General features: G+C 70.4%; 12 protein-coding genes. 9 read left to right on the top strand and 3 right to left on the bottom strand.

Translation table 11 applies throughout. From position 1 onward, the window contains the following. Positions 1-2 precede the first annotated feature (2 nt). The 3 genes from ACI2L1_RS22250 (at position 3) to ACI2L1_RS22240 (ending at position 4820) form a co-directional block, all read left to right on the top strand. Positions 3-605 (top strand): DUF305 domain-containing protein, encoded by a 603-nt coding sequence (locus ACI2L1_RS22250; RefSeq protein WP_404741075.1) that lies wholly within the window; start codon positions 3-5, stop codon positions 603-605. A gap of 161 nt (positions 606-766) precedes the next feature. Then, the gene (locus tag ACI2L1_RS22245; protein WP_404741074.1) at positions 767-2707 is read left to right on the top strand and encodes a protease pro-enzyme activation domain-containing protein; all 1941 of its coding nucleotides are present in this window, start codon (positions 767-769) and stop codon (positions 2705-2707) included. 76 nt (positions 2708-2783) lie between these two features. Further along, on the top strand, positions 2784-4820 hold the full coding sequence (locus ACI2L1_RS22240; protein ID WP_404741073.1) for an NAD(+) synthase: 2037 nt from the start codon (positions 2784-2786) through the stop codon (positions 4818-4820). Between the two features lie 94 nt (positions 4821-4914). Here the strand turns inward: ACI2L1_RS22240 and ACI2L1_RS22235 are convergent, their stop codons facing one another. Next, positions 4915-5460 carry a VOC family protein gene (locus ACI2L1_RS22235; RefSeq protein WP_404741072.1) on the bottom strand — a complete coding sequence of 182 codons (546 nt, stop codon included), beginning with the start codon at positions 5458-5460 and terminating at the stop codon, positions 4915-4917. A 142-nt stretch (positions 5461-5602) separates the two neighbouring features. Next, positions 5603-6469 (bottom strand): 3-methyl-2-oxobutanoate hydroxymethyltransferase, encoded by an 867-nt coding sequence (gene panB, locus ACI2L1_RS22230; RefSeq protein WP_404741071.1) that lies wholly within the window; start codon positions 6467-6469, stop codon positions 5603-5605. A gap of 168 nt (positions 6470-6637) precedes the next feature. Between panB and ACI2L1_RS22225 the strand changes: the two genes are divergently transcribed. The 6 genes from ACI2L1_RS22225 to ACI2L1_RS22200 all read left to right on the top strand — a co-directional run bounded on the left by ACI2L1_RS22225 (position 6638) and on the right by ACI2L1_RS22200 (position 13784). Continuing rightward, positions 6638-8224 (top strand): MFS transporter, encoded by a 1587-nt coding sequence (locus ACI2L1_RS22225; protein WP_404741070.1) that lies wholly within the window; start codon positions 6638-6640, stop codon positions 8222-8224. Between the two features lie 297 nt (positions 8225-8521). Next, the gene (locus ACI2L1_RS22220) at positions 8522-9112 is read left to right on the top strand and encodes a TetR/AcrR family transcriptional regulator (protein WP_404741178.1); all 591 of its coding nucleotides are present in this window, start codon (positions 8522-8524) and stop codon (positions 9110-9112) included. A gap of 310 nt (positions 9113-9422) precedes the next feature. Next, positions 9423-10472 carry an endonuclease/exonuclease/phosphatase family protein gene (locus ACI2L1_RS22215; RefSeq protein WP_404741069.1) on the top strand — a complete coding sequence of 350 codons (1050 nt, stop codon included), beginning with the start codon at positions 9423-9425 and terminating at the stop codon, positions 10470-10472. A 104-nt stretch (positions 10473-10576) separates the two neighbouring features. Continuing rightward, positions 10577-11797, top strand: coding sequence for an MFS transporter (locus ACI2L1_RS22210; RefSeq protein ID WP_404741068.1), 1221 nt, complete (start codon positions 10577-10579; stop codon positions 11795-11797). 149 nt (positions 11798-11946) lie between these two features. Then, positions 11947-12975: an ATP-binding cassette domain-containing protein gene (locus tag ACI2L1_RS22205; protein ID WP_404741067.1), complete on the top strand. Its 1029-nt coding sequence runs from the start codon at positions 11947-11949 to the stop codon at positions 12973-12975. Then, positions 12972-13784 carry an ABC transporter permease gene (locus tag ACI2L1_RS22200; protein ID WP_404741066.1) on the top strand — a complete coding sequence of 271 codons (813 nt, stop codon included), beginning with the start codon at positions 12972-12974 and terminating at the stop codon, positions 13782-13784. Before ACI2L1_RS22205 ends, ACI2L1_RS22200 begins: the two co-directional genes overlap by 4 nt. 19 nt (positions 13785-13803) lie before the next feature. On the opposite strand, the gene ACI2L1_RS22195 is transcribed toward ACI2L1_RS22200, so the two are convergent. Next, positions 13804-17103: a BTAD domain-containing putative transcriptional regulator gene (locus ACI2L1_RS22195; protein ID WP_404741065.1), complete on the bottom strand. Its 3300-nt coding sequence runs from the start codon at positions 17101-17103 to the stop codon at positions 13804-13806. Between the last annotated feature and the right edge of the window lie 168 nt (positions 17104-17271).

The raw sequence follows: 17271 nt of genomic DNA, 5'->3' as shown, positions 1-17271 counted from the left end.
GAGTGGCCGTCGCCGTGGCGGGCGTGCTCGTCGCGGCCGGCGCGATCACCTATGCCGTCGCCGAGGACGGCGGCTCGGCCGACGCGCCCACCGCCGAGTCGGCGGACGCCGGTTTCGCGCGCGACATGGCCGTTCACCACCAGCAGGCCGTCGAGATGTCGTACATCGTGCGCGACCGCACCAAGGACGTGGAGGTACGGCGGCTTGCCTACGACATCGCGCAGACGCAGGCCAACCAGCGCGGCATGCTGCTGGGCTGGCTGGACCTGTGGGGACTGCCGAAGGTGTCGGCCGATGCGCCGATGACGTGGATGGGCATGGGCGACATGCCCTCCGCCGGGGAGGGTTCGCTGATGCCGGGCATGGCCACCGACAGCGAGATGAAGAAGCTGGGCACGCTCAACGGCAAGCAGGCGGAGATCTTCTATCTGCAGTTGATGACGGACCATCACAAGGGCGGCATCCACATGGCGAAGGGCTGTGTCGACAAGTGCACGGTCAAGGTGGAGAAGCGGCTCGCGCAGGGGATGGTCGACGCGCAGCAGTCGGAGATCGACCTGATGGCGGGGATGTTGAAGGAGCGGGGCGCGAAAGCGCGTTCCTAGAGGGTTAACCCTCGGTCCGCGCAGCGGCTTAACCCTCAAATGGCTTTGCCATTAGGTTAATTGAGCTCCTCTTGACGCTGACATTCCCCTGACGTGAACGGTTCATCGAGAGAGTGACGACCGTCGAGTGATCACTCGCGACGAACCGCACAGGGGGTTCCATGAGATCCAATCGCGCCATGGTGCGCGCCGGGGTGAGCATGGCGGCGACACTGCCGATGCTCGCGGGCGCGCTGGCGCTCGGCATACCCGCGGCCCACGCCGCGGACAGCCCGAACCGCGACACGCTGGCCGGGACCAAGCCTGCGTGGGCCACGGCCAAGGCCGACAAGGGCGCCACCTCGGACAGCGCCCAGGTCTCCGCCCGGGTCTACCTCGCCGGCAAGGACGCCACCGGCCTCGCCGCCTACGCGAAGGCCGTGTCCGACCCGAACTCGGCGTCGTACGGCAAGTATCTGAGCGCCGCGCAGGCGCAGGACCGCTTCGGCGCGACCGCGGCTCAGGTCGCCGCGGTGAAGTCCTGGCTGACGTCGGCGGGCCTGAAGGTCACGGACGTCACCGAGCACTACGTCGCCGTCAGCGGTGAGGTGGCCGCCGTCGAGAAGGCCTTCGGCACCCAGCTGCACAACTACACCAAGGGCTCGAAGACCTACCACGCCCCGGCCAAGGCCGCCTCCGCGCCGGCCGGTCTCGACGGTGCCGTACTGACCGTCACCGGCCTGGACAACGCGCCGCACAAAGCGAGCAGCAAGGACCAACTGCCGCCGCCGGACGCCGTGTTCAAGAACGCCGGGCCGTTCTCCTCGTACTACGGCTCCAACACCGCGAGCACCCTGCCCGAGGCCTACGGCTCGAAGATCCCGTACGCGATCAAGGGCTACACGGGCAAGCAGCTGCGCTCCGCCTACGGCGCGGGCACGTACACGGGCAAGGGGGTGCGCGTGGCCATCACCGACGCGTACGCCTCCCCGACCATCGCCTTCGACGCGGCCACCTACGCGAAGAAGAACGGTGACGCGGCCTACACCAGCGGCCAGTTGAAGCAGGTCCTGCCGAAGAACTACACCAAGACCGAGGAGTGCGGGGCGGCCGGCTGGTACGGCGAGGAGACCCTCGACGTCGAGGCCGTGCACGCGGTCGCGCCGGACGCGAACATCACGTACGTGGGCGCCTCGTCCTGCTACGACGACGATCTGCTCGACTCGCTCAGCAAGATCGTCGACAACCATCTGGCCGACCTCGTCTCCAACTCCTGGGGCGACATCGAGGCCAACCAGACGCCGGACCTCGCGGCCGCCTACGACCAGGTCTTCCAGTTCGGCGCGGTCGAGGGCATCGGCTTCTACTTCTCCTCCGGCGACAACGGCGACGAGGTCGCCAACACCGGGACGAAGCAGGTCGACACCCCGGCCAACTCGGCGTGGGTGACGGCGGTCGGCGGTACCTCCCTCGCCGTCGGCAAGGGCGACAAGTACCTGTGGGAGACCGGCTGGGGCACCGACAAGGCCACGCTGTCCGCGGACGGCAAGAGCTGGACGGACTTCCCCGGCGCGTTCACCTCCGGTGCGGGCGGCGGCACCAGCAGGACGGTCGCCGAGCCCTTCTACCAGAAGGGTGTCGTCCCCGACGCGCTCGCCACGGCCAACAACGCCGCCGGCAACCGCGTGGTCCCGGACATCTCCGCGATCGCCGACCCGAACACCGGTTTCCTGGTCGGGCAGACGCAGACCTTCCCGGACGGGTCGCAGAAGTACAGCGAGTACCGCATCGGCGGCACCTCGCTGGCCTCGCCGGTGATCGCGGCCGTGCAGGCGCTGGCGCAGCAGGCGCGGGGCGGAAAGGCGATCGGCTTCGCCAACCCGTCGATCTACGCCAAGTACGGGTCGAAGGCCTTCCACGACGTCACGGACAACCCGACGGGCTCCGGCCTCGCGGTGGCCCGTGTCGACTTCACCAACGGCTATGACGCCACCGACGGGCTGCTCACCTCGGTCCGCTCCCTCGGCAAGGACAGCTCGCTGTCCGCGGTGAAGGGGTACGACGACGTGACCGGCGTGGGCACGCCCGCGAACGGTTACGTGGAGTCGTACAAGAAGCGCTAGTCGCACATGGGGTGGCGTGAGGTGCCCGACATCTCGCGCCACCCCATCGCGTCGCTCTGACGATTACACTGGGCCCGTGCCTCAGTCGAACTTCTGGTCCATCTATCAGCACGGGTTCGCACGTGTCGCCGCGTGTACGGGTCACACCGTCATCGCGGACCCGCCCGCCAACGCCGAAGCGGTACTGCGCCACGCGCGCCGGTGCGGTGCGGAGGGGGTCGCCGTCGCCGTCTTCCCGGAGATGGGGCTGTGCGGCTACTCCATCGAGGATCTACTGCTCCAGGACGCGCTGCTCGACGAGGTCGAGGCGGCGCTCCAGGAGGTCGTGACCGGCTCGGCCGAACTGCTGCCGGTACTGGTCGTCGGCGCCCCGCTCCGCCACCGCAACCGGGTCTACAACTGCGCGGTGATCGTGCATCGCGGCCGCGTCCTCGGTGTCGTACCGAAGTCGTACCCGCCGAACTACCGGGAGTTCTACGAGCGTCGGCAGATCGGAGACGGCGCCGACGAGCGCGGCGGGTCCATCCGGGTGGGCGGCTCGGACGTGCCCTTCGGGGTGGACCTGCTGTTCCAGGCCGCCGACGTCCCCGGTCTCGTGCTGCACGCGGAGATCTGCGAGGACATGTGGGTGCCGGTGCCGCCCAGCGCGGAGGCCGCCCTCGCCGGTGCGACCGTCCTGGCCAACCTCTCCGGCAGCCCGATCACCGTGGGCCGGGCCGAGGACCGCAAGCTGCTCTGCCGCTCGGCGTCCTCGCGCTGTCTCGCCGCGTACGTCTACGCGGCTGCCGGTCTCGGCGAGTCGACCACCGACCTGTCCTGGGACGGGCAGGCCATGGTGTACGAGAACGGCGTACTGCTGGCCGAGACCGAGCGGTTCCCGCTGGGCGACGAGTACGCGGTGGCGGACGTCGACCTCGACCTGCTCCGGCAGGAGCGGATGCGGATGGGCACGTTCGACGAGAACCGGCGCACCCATCAGGCGCGGACCGGTGACTTCCGGACGGTCTCCTTCGAACTCGACCCGCCCGCGGGCGACCTCGGCCTCAAGCGGCGCCTTGAGCGCTTCCCGTTCGTGCCGGCCGACGCCGACCGGCTCGCCCAGGACTGCTACGAGGCCTACAACATCCAGGTCGCGGGGCTCCAGCAGCGGCTCGCGGCGATCGGCGGACCGAAGGTCGTCATCGGGGTGTCCGGCGGCCTCGACTCCACGCACGCCCTGATCGTCGCCGCCCGCGCGATGGACCGGGCGGGGCGTCCGCGCAGCGACATCCTCGCCTGGACCCTGCCCGGCTTCGCCACCAGCGACCACACCAAGGACAACGCCCACCGGCTGATGCGGTCCCTCGGGGTCACCGCGGCCGAGCTGGACATCACGCCGACCGCGCGACTGATGCTGAAGGAGATGGGCCACCCGTTCGCCTCCGGCGAGCCGGTGTACGACGTCACCTTCGAGAACGTCCAGGCCGGACTGCGCACCGACTACCTGTTCCGGCTCGCCAACCAGCGGGGCGGCATCGTGCTCGGCACCGGTGACCTCTCTGAGCTGGCGCTCGGCTGGTCCACATACGGCGTCGGCGACCAGATGAGCCACTACAACGTCAACTCCGGTGTGCCGAAGACGCTGATCCAGCATCTGATCCGCTGGGTCATCAGCAGCGAGCAGTTCGACGAGGAGACCGGCGACATCCTCGCGGCGATCCTCGACACCGAGATCAGCCCGGAGCTGGTGCCGGGCGAGGAGATGCAGTCCACCGAGTCCAAGATCGGACCGTACGCGCTGCACGACTTCACGCTCTTCCATGTGCTGCGCTACGGCTTCCGGCCGTCGAAGATCGCCTTCCTGGCGTGGCATGCCTGGCATGACGTGGAGGGGGGCGAGTGGCCGCCGGGCTTTCCCAAGGACAAGCGCGGGGCGTTCGACCTGCCGGAGATCCGGAGGTGGCTGGAGGTGTTCTGCCGTCGCTTCTTCGCGTTCGCGCAGTTCAAGCGGTCGGCGATGCCGAACGGGCCGAAGGTGTCGGCCGGGGGTTCGCTGTCGCCGCGTGGGGACTGGCGGGCGCCGAGTGATGGTTCGGCGCGGGCCTGGTTGCGGGATCTGGAGCGGTTCGACTAGGTGGTGCGGGCCGGTGGGGGTACGCGTCCGTGGGGGCTGCGCCCCCAGACCCCCAACGGGCCCCCAGACCCCGTCGGCCCGTTGGGCCTCGTCCTCAATCGCCGGACGGGCTGACTTCCCTGACCGGTGCGCTGCTGCGCCCACTCCCCCGCCCCGTCATCTCCGCGTCGAACGTCTCCTGCGCCACCCGCATGGCCTCGGCGTAGACGGGCATCCGCAGCCGCTTCCACATCTCCTCCTCGGAGACGTCCTCGACATGGGCGACCACCCACCAGATGTTGCCGAAGGGGTCCTTGATCCGGCCGCCGCGCTGGCCGAAGGCGCTGTCCGCCAGGGACGTGACCACCGTTGCGCCGGCCTTGAGAGCCCTGGCGAACGTTACGTCCGCGTCCTCGACGAACACCCGCAGCAGGCTCGGCATGACCGGCCAGTCCGCGCCCCGGTCGAAGGCCAGGACGACGGTGTCGCCGACCCTGATCTCGCCGTGGCCGATCGCACCGGACTCGGTGGCCACCCTGCCGAGCTCCTCGCCCCCGAACACCTCGGTGACGAAGTCGAGGAAGGCTCCCGTGTCGTCGGTGACGACCCAGGGGGCGACGGAGGTGTAGCCCTCGGGCGCTGCGCTGGTCTGCTCGGTCATGGCGGCTCCTTCGTCGGCGTCGGACACCGACGACGGTAGGCACCCAGTAGGCCGGAGCCTGTCCTACACGGAGAGCGCCCCGCCGACGGGGGAAGATCGGCGGGGCGCTTGGTGCCACTGTGGCTCTGGTGGGCCGTAGGCCCTAGTGGACGGAGTGCTCCTCCAGCGGGAACGTTCCGCCGACGACGTCCTCCGCGAAGGCCTTGACCGCGCCGGACATCACCTCGCGCAGGTCGGCGTACTGCTTGACGAACTTCGGGACCCGGCCGCCGGTGAGGCCGAGCATGTCGGTCCAGACGAGGACCTGGGCGTCGGTCTCGGGACCGGCGCCGATACCGACGGTCGGGATGTGCAGGACCCGGGTGACCTCGGCCGCGAGCTCCGCCGGGACCAGCTCAAGGACGACCGCGAACGCGCCCGCGTCCTGGACGGCCTTCGCGTCCCGCAGCAGCTGCTGGGCCGCCTCCTCGCCGCGGCCCTGGACGCGGTAGCCCATGGCGTTGACGGACTGGGGGGTCAGGCCGATGTGGGCCATCACCGGGATGCCGGACTCCACGAGCAGCCGGATCTGTTCGTGCGAACGCTCGCCGCCCTCCAGCTTGACGGCGCCGACGCCCGCCTCCTTGACCAGCCGGGTCGCCGAGCGCAGCGCCTGTACGGGGCCCTCCTGGTACGACCCGAAGGGCAGGTCGCCGACGATCAGGGCGCGCGAGGTGCCCCGTACGACCGCCGCCGACAGCATGGTCATCTCGTCCATCGTGACGGGCACGGTGGTCTCGTACCCGAGATGGCAGTTGCCCGCCGAGTCGCCGACGAGCATGACCGGGATGCCGGCCTCGTCGAAGACGGACGCGGTCATCGCGTCGTAGGCGGTGAGCATGGGCCACTTCTCGCCGCGCTCCTTGGCGAGTGCGATGTCCCGGACAGTGATGCGGCGCGTGCCCTTCCCCCCGTACAGCGCTTTGCTGCCGTCGGAGGGCTTGTTGTGGGCAGCCGAAAGCTGCGTCATTGCAACGGCTCCTTACGTCATCTCGAGGCGCCCTCACGGCGTCCCCGGATCACCTCCATGGTGGCACCTCGTGCCAGAGAGGGCCAGAGGCCCCCCTGTGGGTAAGGCCTCAGTAAAGAATTACGATACGAGACGGTGCCGTATCGAAAATAGCCTACGCTCGAACGCATGACTACCGCAGTCCCTGAACCCCGGATCCCGGAAGCAGTGCACCGGCGCCGCTGGGCGATCCTCGGCGTGCTGATGCTGAGCCTGCTGATCGTGGTGCTCGACAACTCGATCCTGAACGTCGCGATCAAGACGATCTCGACCCCCGCCCCGACCGGTCTGGGCGCCACCCAGAGCGAGCTGGAGTGGGCGATCAACTCCTACACGCTCGCCTTCGCGGGCCTGCTGTTCACCGCGGGACTGATCGGTGACCGGGTGGGCCGCAAGAAGGTGCTGCTCGGTGGTCTGGTCGTGTTCGGCATCGGCTCCGCGCTGGCCGCCGAGTCCGGCTCGCCGGGGCAGCTCATCGCCTACCGCGCGCTGATGGCCCTCGGCGCGGCCTTCGTCATGCCGGCCACCCTCGCCGTCCTGATGAACGTCTTCGAGCGCGAGGAGCAGCCCAAAGCCATCGGCATCTGGGCGGGCGGTGTCGGACTCGCCATCGCGATCGGCCCGATCACCGGCGGTGTCCTCCTGGACCACTTCTGGTGGGGGTCGGTCTTCCTCATCAACGTGCCGATCGTGCTGATCGCCCTCGCGCTGATGGTGTGGCTGGTCCCCGACTCGCGCGACCCGAGGCCCGGCCGTCTCGACCCCGTCGGTGTGGTCCTGTCCGTCGTCGGGCTCGTCCTTCTCGTCTACGGCATCATCCGGGGCGGCGAGCTCGCCGACTTCACGGACCCGACCGTGCTGTCGACGATCGGCGCCGGAGTGGTCGTGCTCGCCGCGTTCGTGGTGTTCGAGAAGCGCAGTGACCATCCGTCGCTGGATGTCACGTACTTCAAGAACAAGGTGTTCTCGGCCGCCATGGCCGCCATCGCGCTGGTGTTCTTCGCGCTGATGGGTGTGACGTTCTTCTCGATCTTCTACACGCAGAGCGTGCGCGGCTACTCGCCGCTGGAGTCGGGTCTGCTGATGCTGCCGCTGGCCGCCGCGCAGATGATCTTCGCTCCGCGGGCGCGGCTGATCGTCGACCGGTTCGGCAACCGGGTCACCACCACTGCGGGACTGCTGCTGCTCGCGGGGGCGCTCGCCGCGTTCGCGACCTTCGAGGCGGACACGCCGATCTGGGTGCTGGAGGTCGTGTTCTTCCTGATGGGCACCGGTATGGCGCACGTCATGACGCCGACGTCCGTCGTCATCATGCAGGCACTGCCGCGCGAGAAGGCCGGCTCCGCGTCCGCGCTGAGCAACACCTTCCGCCAGGTCGGCGGCGCGCTCGGCATCGCCGTCCTCGGCTCGGTGCTGTCGACGGCCTACCGCAACGGCATCGAGGGCAAGCTGGGGCTCCTCCCGGCAGGCCTCCGCGACACGGCCGGCGAGTCCATCGAGGCCACCCTCGGCGTCGCCGCGAAGCTGGGCCCAAGGGGTGACGCCCTGCTCGGCACGGCCAACGACGCCTTCCTGCACGCGATGCACATCACCGCCCTGTGCGGATCGGGCGTGGCCCTGATCGGCGCCCTGGTGGCGGCGCTGTTTCTGCCGGGGCGACCGACGGACCCTCAGTCGGGGCGGCAGGAACAGGAGTTGGTGGCCGCGGGCGAGTGAGGCGACGGTGACAGCGTGGGGGTCGGTGGCCGAGCCGGTCGGCGGAGGCAGCGGGGCCCCGGGTCGAACCAGGGCCCCGGCCACCACCCCGGCCACCGAGAACCCGGGCCGGACCACGGACCCTCGGTGCCCCGGATTCCCGGGGAAGGTCCCCGCGGCCCGAGCGGTCGGTGTGGGGATCCCCGGGGGACGGCCGGACATGGTCCTCCGAGACCGTCGTACGCCAGGGAGAATCACCTCAGACCACAGAGAGGACGGAGCGACGTGAGCGGCCTCGCCGAGAGTCAGCCCAGGCAGATGGGTCCCGTGCGGGGCCGGCCCCGCAGTGAGGCGGTGGAGCGGTCCATCGTCGAGGCCGTCATCAAGCTGCTGGAGGACGGCGTACCGCTTGCCGAGCTGTCCATCGAGCGCATCGCCCGTACCGCCGGCGTCGGCAAGGCCACCATCTACCGCCGCTGGAACGGCAAGGAGGAGCTTTTCGTCGACGTCGTGCGCAACGCCGAGCCGCCGGACCCCCGACTCCCCGGCACCTCGATGCGCGACGATCTCGTGGCGCTCCTGGAGCAGTTGCGCCAGCGCGGACTGATGACCCGTTCCTCGGCGCTGCTGCACAGTGTGTTCGCCCAGATGAAGAGCAGCCCGAAGGTCTGGGACGCCTACCAGACGCTCGTCATCGCGCCCCGGCGACAGCAGCAGGTCGACATCCTGCGCCGCGGCCAGGCCAACGGCGAACTCCGCAGGGATGTCGATGCCGAACTGCTCAACGACCTGTTCGTCGGCCCCATGCTGTTCCGCACGGTCATGCAACCCGAAGCGGACCTCCCCGAGGGGCTCTCGGAGCAGATCGTCGACAGTCTGCTCGAAGGTCTACGGCCCGTCAGTTCCTAACCTCCTCCGCCTTGCAGCTGCACACACCACACCCCGCTCACCTGGGTTGACGAGGCGCCGTTGCCTGAAGCCTGCCTGATCCGGCGGACGGGCCCTGGCCTCCGCGGTCCGAGTGTGCGCGTTTGGTCACAGAGGGCGCTTTCCCCGCCGGGATCCGGAACTCGGGAAGCCGACTTGTACGTCATCGCCCCCGTACGGTCGTCATGCGACGACGAGATGAAAGCCGATCATCCCCTAGGGTCTTATGGGGTGTCTGACACCCCACGGCAGCGGGGCGAACGGTGTGTACGGCAGGTAGTGAGGCGACGGTATGGCGCAGCAGGCGTACGTGAAGGAGACGGCGGACGGCGGCTCGGGGTCCGAGCGCCAGAGAGGCCGGTTCCAGCGCCTGCTCGGTCGGACGGTCTCCGGATGGCGCGGTGACCGGCGGATCTGGCGCCGCGGGATCGTCCTCGCCACGATCGCCGTGATCGTCGCGCTGGTCATGCTGCTGCACGCACAGATCCCGAACGCGGTCGGCAACCTCGGCAGTCTCACCGAGACGTTCCTGCCCTGGCTGGGCCTGTTCGTTCCGCTGCTCCTCGTGCTCGCCCTGGTGCGCAAGTCGGCGACCGCCCTGATCGCGGTGCTGCTGGCGACGGCCGTGTGGCTGAACCTCTTCGGCGGGCTGCTCTCCGACAAGGACGGCACCGGTGGCGACCTCACGGTGGCCACCCACAACGTCAACGCCGAGAACGCCGACCCGTCCGGCACCGCCCGCGACGTGGCCGCCTCCGACGCGGACGTGGTGGCCCTGGAGGAGCTGACCACGACGGCCGTACCGGTGTACGAGAAGGCGCTGGCGTCGACGTACAAGTACCGCGCGGTCGAGGGCACCGTCGGGCTGTGGAGCAAGTACCCGCTGACAGGCGTCAAGGCGGTCGACATCAAGCTCGGCTGGACGCGGGCCATGCGGGCCACGGTGACCGCTCCGGACGGACAGGTCGCGGTCTACGTCGCCCATCTGCCATCCGTACGGGTGAAGATGGCGGCCGGGTTCACCGCACGGCAGCGCGACAAGAGCGCCAACGCGCTCGGCGAGGCCATCTCGGACGAGAAGCTCCCCCGGAAGATCCTGCTCGGCGACCTCAACGGCACGATGAACGACCGTGCGCTGAACGCGGTCACCGCCCAGATGCGCTCCACGCAGGGCGCCGCGGGCAGCGGGTTCGGGTTCAGCTGGCCGGCGTCGTTCCCGATGGCGCGGATCGACCAGATCATGGTGCAGGGCATCGACCCGGTGAGCTCGTGGACGCTGCCCGCCACCGGCAGCGACCATCTGCCGGTGGCGGCCCGTGTGAACATCGCCACCTCGTCGTAACCCCCCGGAACCCCGTTGGAATACCGAGCACGGGAGTCTTTGTTCCGTACTTGAACATAAACGCGTACGGAACTCCGCTCTCCCCTGAAAGGCTCGGCTCTCCCATGCCCTTGGCCCTGCTCGCACTGGCCGTCGGCGCTTTTGGTCTCGGCACCACCGAATTCGTGATGATGGGCCTGCTGCCCGACGTCGCCGACGACCTGAACATCTCGATCCCCACCGCGGGTCACCTGGTCTCCGCGTACGCGCTGGGCGTGGTGATCGGCGCCCCGCTGCTCGCCGCGGTCACCGCCCGGATGTCCCGCCGTACGGTCCTCATCGGTCTGATGGGACTCTTCGTGATCGGCAACGCGGCCTCCGCCTTCGCCCCCGACGAACACACTCTGCTGGCGGCGCGCTTCGTGAGCGGTCTGCCGCACGGTGCCTTCTTCGGCGTCGGCGCGGTCGTCGCCACCGGCATGGTGGCGCCGGAGCGCAAGGCCCGCTCGGTCTCCCTGATGTTCCTCGGCCTGACCCTCGCCAACATCGCGGGCGTGCCCGTCGCCACCGTCATGGGACAGCACCTGGGCTGGCGCGCGACCTTCCTCGGCGTCAGCGCGATCGGCCTGGCGGCGATAGCCTCGCTGGCCCTGCTGATCCCGCACGACCACGCGCACGCCCCCGCCGTGGGCCTGCGCCGCGAACTGGTCGCCCTGAAGTCGGTCCCGGTCTGGCTCGCCCTCGGCACGACGGTCGCGGGCTTCGGCGCGCTGTTCGCCGCGTACAGCTACATCACGCCGATGCTCACGGACGCCGCCGGATACGCCGACTCCAGCGTCACCCTGCTCCTCGCCCTGTTCGGCGTGGGCGCGACGGCGGGCAACCTGCTGGGCGGACGGCTCGCCGACCACTCGCTGCGCGGCACCCTGTTCGGCGGTCTGACCTCGCTGGTCGCGGTCCTCGCCCTGTTCCCGGTGCTGATGTCCGCGCAGTGGAGCGCGGTGGTCGCGGTGGTCCTGCTGGGCACGGCGGCCTTCGTCACCGGCTCCCCGCTCCAGCTGATGGTCATGGAGAAGGCCTCGGCGGCCCCCTCCCTGGCCTCCTCCGCCAACCAGGCCGCCTTCAACCTCGCCAACGCCGGCGGCGCCTGGATCGGCGGCCTGGCCCTGGCCGCGGGCCTCGGCGTGACCTCCCCGGCTCTGACGGGCGCGGGCCTGGCCGTACTCGGCCTCGGGGTCGCCGGGGTGGCGACGGCCGTGGACCGACGGCGCGGTGGCATGTCGTCCGGCCGCGAGCGGCTCGTGGCCGGCCATGTGCCCGAGCACGTGGAAGCCGTACGGCACTGAGCGGTCGTACGACGAAGGGGGCGCCCGGTGATCACCGGGCGCCCCCTTTCGCTGCCGCACACACGCCCTGCCGGACCTGTCGGCGGTCTGTAGGTGCCTGTCGGCGGCCTGTAGGCGGTTTGTCGGTGAGGGCTGACACCGTCCTCGGTATGACGCGAATCGACAAGAACCCCAAGGGCGGGAACACCGCCGTATCCGTGCGGGGGCTGGTCAAGCACTACGGCGAGACCAAGGCGCTGGACGGTGTCGACCTGGACGTGCGCGAGGGCACCGTGATGGGTGTGCTCGGGCCGAACGGCGCCGGGAAGACCACCCTCGTACGCATTCTGTCCACCCTCCTCTCCCCCGACTCCGGGCAGGCGACCGTCGCCGGTTACGACGTGCTGCACCAGCCCCGCCAGCTGCGCCGGGTGATCGGGCTCACCGGCCAGTACGCCTCGGTGGACGAGAAGCTCCCGGGCTGGGAGAACCTGTACATGATCGGGCGGCTGCTCGACCTGCCCCGCAAGGACGCCCGCGCCCGGGCCGACGAGCTGCTGGAGCGGTTCTCGCTGACGGATGCCGCCAAGCGGCCCGCGAGCACCTACTCCGGCGGTATGCGGCGGCGGCTCGACCTCGCCGCCTCGATGATCGGACGGCCCCAGGTGCTCTTCCTGGACGAGCCGACCACCGGTCTCGACCCGCGCACCCGCAACGAGGTGTGGGACGAGGTCAAGCGGATGGTCGGGGACGGTGTCACCGTCCTGCTGACCACCCAGTACATGGAGGAGGCCGAGCAGCTCGCCTCCGAGCTGACCGTCGTGGACCACGGCAAGGTCATCGCCGACGGCGCCATCGAGGAGCTCAAGGCGAAGGTCGGCGGACGCTCCCTGCGGGTACGGCCCGTCGACCCGATGCAGCTGCGGCCGCTGGCCGGGTGGATCGACGAACTCGGCATCACCGGGCTCGCCACCAGCACCGTGGACACCGACAGCGGCACGGTCGTCGTCCCGATCCTCAGCGACGAGCAGCTGACCGCCGTGGTCGGCGCGGTCACCGCGCGCGGCGTCACCCTCTCCTCCATCACCACCGAACTGCCCAGCCTGGACGAGGTGTTCCTGTCCCTCACCGGCCACCGCGCCAGTGCCCCGCAGGACCCCACCCCCACCACCGACACCCGCGAGGAGGTCGCCGTATGAGCGCCGCAACCGCCACCATCGACGCCGACGCCCGGATCCCGCTGCGCGGCCATCTGCGCCACACCGGCGCCCTCATCCGCCGCAACCTGCTGTGGATCCGGCAGGACCCGGAGTCGATGATGGACGCGGTGCTGATGCCGGTCATCTTCACCCTGCTGTTCGTGTACGTCTTCGGCGGCTCGATCGGACAGGCCCTTGGCGGTGGACAGGACGGATACGTCCAGTACGTCATCCCGGGCATGATCGCGATGATGAGCATGACTCTGTCCCAGGGCGTCGGCACCGGCTTCAGCCAGGACTTCAACTCCGGTGTCATGGACCGCTTCCGGTCCCTGCCGATCGGGCGTGGGTCGGTGCTGTTCGCGAAGATCTCCGTGGAACTGCTGCGGATGCTGTTCGCGACCACCGTGCTGATGGTGGTCGCCGTCCTGGTCGGGTTCGACATCGACCACTGGGGCGGTCTGTTCGCGGCGGTCGGTCTGTCCGCCGTGTTCGCCTCCTCGATCATGTGGGTGTTCCTCACCCTGGGCGTGATCCTGAAGAACGCGCAGTCCGTACAGGCGATGGGTTTCCTGGTGCTGTTCCCGCTCCAGTTCGGCTCGTCGATCTTCGCGCCGACGAACTCGATGCCGGGCTGGCTCCAGCACTTCACCGACTACAACCCGCTGTCCACGCTCGCCGACGCGGCCCGCGGACTGATGGTGGGCGGCCCGGTCGCGCACGACCTGTGGGTGACCCTCGGCTGGTCCGCGGCCATCACGGCGGTGGCGGCACCGTACGCGATCCACAAGTTCCGTACGAAGAACTGAAGTTCGGCGTCGGTGCGCGTCACACCAGGGCGGCGGCCTCCTCCGGGGAGAGGCCGTCGCCCTCCGCGTACGCCGACTCGTAGGCGGTGTCGCCGAGTGCCTCGCGCAGCGTCCGCTCGGCCGTGGTCCGCACCTCGCGCTCGATGGTCGTCGGCACATGGCTGGACGGCAGCAGCGCGTCCCCGGCCCTCAGGCAGCGGGCACCGTCAGCGGCGCGGGCGCCGCCGTCCACCGCGGCCAGGGCGAGCGCGGCGGTGTGCAGATACATGGTGCGCATATGCGGGGCGATGGTCCGGGCCAGCGGGTCCTCGGACTTCTCCAGCGCCCGGCGGGTCAGCGTCAGGCACTCCTCGTAGCAGCCGTCCATCGCCTCCAGCCAGGCCTCGGAGCCGAGGATGAAGGCGTCGAAGATGACGAAGTGGGCGATGCCGAACTGCTGGCGCAGCAGCCGGAGTTGCTCACGCGCCTCGGGAATGCGGCCGGTCATACCCAGTCGGCCCGCGAGGAACATCCGGGAGGCGGGCATCGCCTCGTTGCGGGCACCCTCCCGGTCGGCGATCACCTCGCGCAGCAGCAGCTCGCCGCGCTCGGCCTCCCCCGTCTCCAGCAGCGCGCTGCCCAACCGGGCGTTGAGCACGGACTTCTGGGCGCGGGCACCGAGCTGTTCGGCCCGCTCGATCGCCCTCTCGTAGTCGTCGGCGGCCGCATGCCACTTGCCCTTGCGCTCATGGGCCTCGGCGCGCGCCGAGAGCGCCTCGGCGGTGCCCCACAGGTCACCGAGACGCTCGTAGATCTCCAGCGCCTCCTCGGCGTCCTGGATGGCGTCGCCGGCCCAGTCGGAACGGTTGGCGAGCAGGTTGGCCCGCCACTGGAGGGAGGCGGCGAGCTCCCACTCGTAGCCCGGGGTGGCCCGGCAGGTGTCGACGGTCGCCTGGATGACCTTCCGCAGCCGGTCCATGTCCCCGGTGAGCATGACGGCGAAGAACCACAGGGAGCCCGGCATCCGGCAGGTCTGTGCCATGCCGGGCTCGTAGGTCGCGGCGATGGTGCGCAGCTTGGCCTGTGCGTGCTGGTTCTGCCAGGCGTCCAACTCGGTGTCCATACAAGCCAGATGGACGAGGTGGGCGCCGCGCCGGGCCTCCTCCAGCACCTCGCCGGTCCACGGCGGCGGGCTGTCCGTGCAGCGCTCCCGCACCGGTGCGGCGGGGCGGACCGGCTCGGTGAAGGGATCGGGACCCAGGCCCTGGACCTCGCGGGACCAGTTGCGGGCCTCGATGCGCAGGTCACGCATCTGCCAGTACCAGGCCAACGACAGGACCAGACACAGCCCTTCCTGCTCGTCACGCCCGGCGACGGCCCGGCGCAGGGCGGTACGGAGGTTCTCGTACTCGCGCTCCAGGCGCCCGATGGCGTCGAGTTGACGGGGCCCGCGCAGCAACGGGTCGGTGGTGCGGGCGAGTTCGCGGTAGTACGTGAGATGCGCGCGCTCGGCGTCGGCACGCAGCCCGCCAGCCTCGCCAAGTCGCTCGCCGGCGTACTCGGCGACGGTCTCCAGGAGCCGGTAGCGCATCTCGCCGTCCCCCGAAGGAGCGGCCACGACAAGGGACTTGTCCACCAACGAGCCGAGCGAGTCCAGGGCGGCGGGTCCGCACACGGCCTCGGCGGCGGCCAGCTCGCAACCGCCGGCGAACACCGAAAGGCGCCGCAGTACGTCCCGTTCCTCCTCGTCGAGCAGGTCCCACGACCAGTCGACGACGGCCCGCAGGGTCTGCTGCCGGGGCAGGACGGTACGGCTGCCGGAAGTGAGCAGCCGGAAGCGGTCGTCGAGCCGGTCGGCGATCTGACGTGGCGTCAACATCCGTAGCCGGGCGGCGGCGAGCTCGATACCCAGGGGCAGCCCGTCGAGGCGACGGCAGATCTCGGCACAGGCCGCCGCGGTCTCCTCGTCGGCGTCGACCCGGAACCCGGGCCGGGCGGCGGCACCCCGGTCGGCGAGCAGCCGCAGCGCGACCGGCTCGGGCAGAGGCTCCACGGGCCGCAGCAACTCCCCCGGCACACCGAGGGGTTCACGACTGGTGGCCAGGACGGTCAGTCCCGCACACCGCTCCAGAAGCGTCTCCGCCAGTCGGGCGGCAGCCTCGACGACATGTTCACAGTTGTCGAGGATCAGCAGCATCCGACGCCGACCGCAGTGCTCAGCGAGCCGCTCGACCGGATCGTCGTGCCGCTCGCTCCCGGCGGCACGGATCGCCTCGGCACCGGCGCCGTACAGCACGGTCTCACGGGCACCGACGGCGGTGAGCACGGCCTCCGGCACGGCGTCCGGATCATCGACCGGCGCGAGCTCGGCCAGCCACACCCCGTCCCGCGCCGCGTCCCGCACGGTCTCGGCGGCCTCCTGCGAGAGCCGCGTCTTCCCGGCCCCGCCAGGCCCGAGCAACGTGACGAGCCGCGCGGCCGCGAGGTCGCCCCGGATGGCTTCGATGTCGGCTTCCCGGCCGACGAACGAGGTGAGGCGGGCGCGGAGGTTGCCGGGAAGAGAGGGGCCGGAGGAGTCCGCGCCGGGAACCCAGGGCGTCACGGAGACAGCCTCCGGCCGCAGCAACTCCCCGTGCAGCGCCCGCAGTTCCGGTCCCGGATCGGCACCCAACTGGTCCGCGAGAACCTGCCGTACGGACTCGTAGGCGGCCAGCGCCTCCGCCGTACGGCCCGTGTCGCGGAGGGCACGGAGGCGGAGGGCCTGGAGGGGCTCGTCAAGAGGGTGGGCGTCGCACAGGGCGGTCAGTTCGGGAAGAGACAGATCGGCGTGGCCGAGGGCGAGCGCGGCCGTGTGACGGGCCCGGAGAACGTCCAGGCGACGCGCTTCGGCACGGGCCGCCTCGGCCGTACGGTCGGGCAGGTCGGCCAGGGCCGGACCCCGCCACAGGGCGAGCGCGTCGTCCAGGACCACGGCCGCCTTCGCGGGGTCACCGTCGCCCAGGGCCCGCACCCCGTCACCGGCGAGCCGCTCGAAACGGTGCAGGTCGATGTCGTCCGGCACGGCGGTCAGCCGGTAGCCACCGTCCACGGAGGCCACCGCGTCCGACCCGAGCGCTCGCCTGAGCCTCCCCACCAGTGCCTGCACCGCACCCATGGCGTCGGCGGGCGGGTCACTGTCCCACACCTCGTCCACCAGCACACTCACCGGAACGGTGCGGCCGGGCCGCAGAGCGAGAACGGTCAGCAGCGCACGCAGCCGCGCCCCGCCGACCGGGACGGACGAACCGTCGGGACGGAGTACCTGCGTGGTGCCGAGGATGCGATAGCGCACGGGGTCCATTGTCTCCGGTGATGTCGGGACGGGTCACGGGGTTCTGGAGGAGGGGTGTCGGCTGCGCCCCGGTGGGGGCTGATCGCGCAGTTCCCCGCGCCCCTGGGGTGGGGACGGTGGACGCACCTTTAGCCGCGTACGGCGCGAAGGGGACGGGGTGGGGGGTGTCCGCCCGCA

It is taken from the genome of Streptomyces sp. NPDC019531 (genome assembly GCF_044903305.1).
GTDB lineage: Bacteria > Actinomycetota > Actinomycetes > Streptomycetales > Streptomycetaceae > Streptomyces.
Note: the sequence above shows the minus strand (reverse complement) of the source record. Positions and strands in the feature narration are given on the sequence as shown.

Coding starts and splice junctions, on each gene's coding strand:
- ACI2L1_RS22245 (WP_404741074.1), top strand. CDS start 767: ATGAGATCCAATCGCGCCATGGTGCGCGCCGGGGTGAGCATGGCGGCG.
- ACI2L1_RS22235 (WP_404741072.1), bottom strand. CDS start 5,460: ATGACCGAGCAGACCAGCGCAGCGCCCGAGGGCTACACCTCCGTCGCC.
- panB (WP_404741071.1), bottom strand. CDS start 6,469: ATGACGCAGCTTTCGGCTGCCCACAACAAGCCCTCCGACGGCAGCAAA.
- ACI2L1_RS22225 (WP_404741070.1), top strand. CDS start 6,638: ATGACTACCGCAGTCCCTGAACCCCGGATCCCGGAAGCAGTGCACCGG.
- ACI2L1_RS22220 (WP_404741178.1), top strand. CDS start 8,522: ATGGGTCCCGTGCGGGGCCGGCCCCGCAGTGAGGCGGTGGAGCGGTCC.
- ACI2L1_RS22215 (WP_404741069.1), top strand. CDS start 9,423: ATGGCGCAGCAGGCGTACGTGAAGGAGACGGCGGACGGCGGCTCGGGG.
- ACI2L1_RS22210 (WP_404741068.1), top strand. CDS start 10,577: ATGCCCTTGGCCCTGCTCGCACTGGCCGTCGGCGCTTTTGGTCTCGGC.
- ACI2L1_RS22205 (WP_404741067.1), top strand. CDS start 11,947: ATGACGCGAATCGACAAGAACCCCAAGGGCGGGAACACCGCCGTATCC.
- ACI2L1_RS22200 (WP_404741066.1), top strand. CDS start 12,972: ATGAGCGCCGCAACCGCCACCATCGACGCCGACGCCCGGATCCCGCTG.
- ACI2L1_RS22195 (WP_404741065.1), bottom strand. CDS start 17,103: ATGGACCCCGTGCGCTATCGCATCCTCGGCACCACGCAGGTACTCCGT.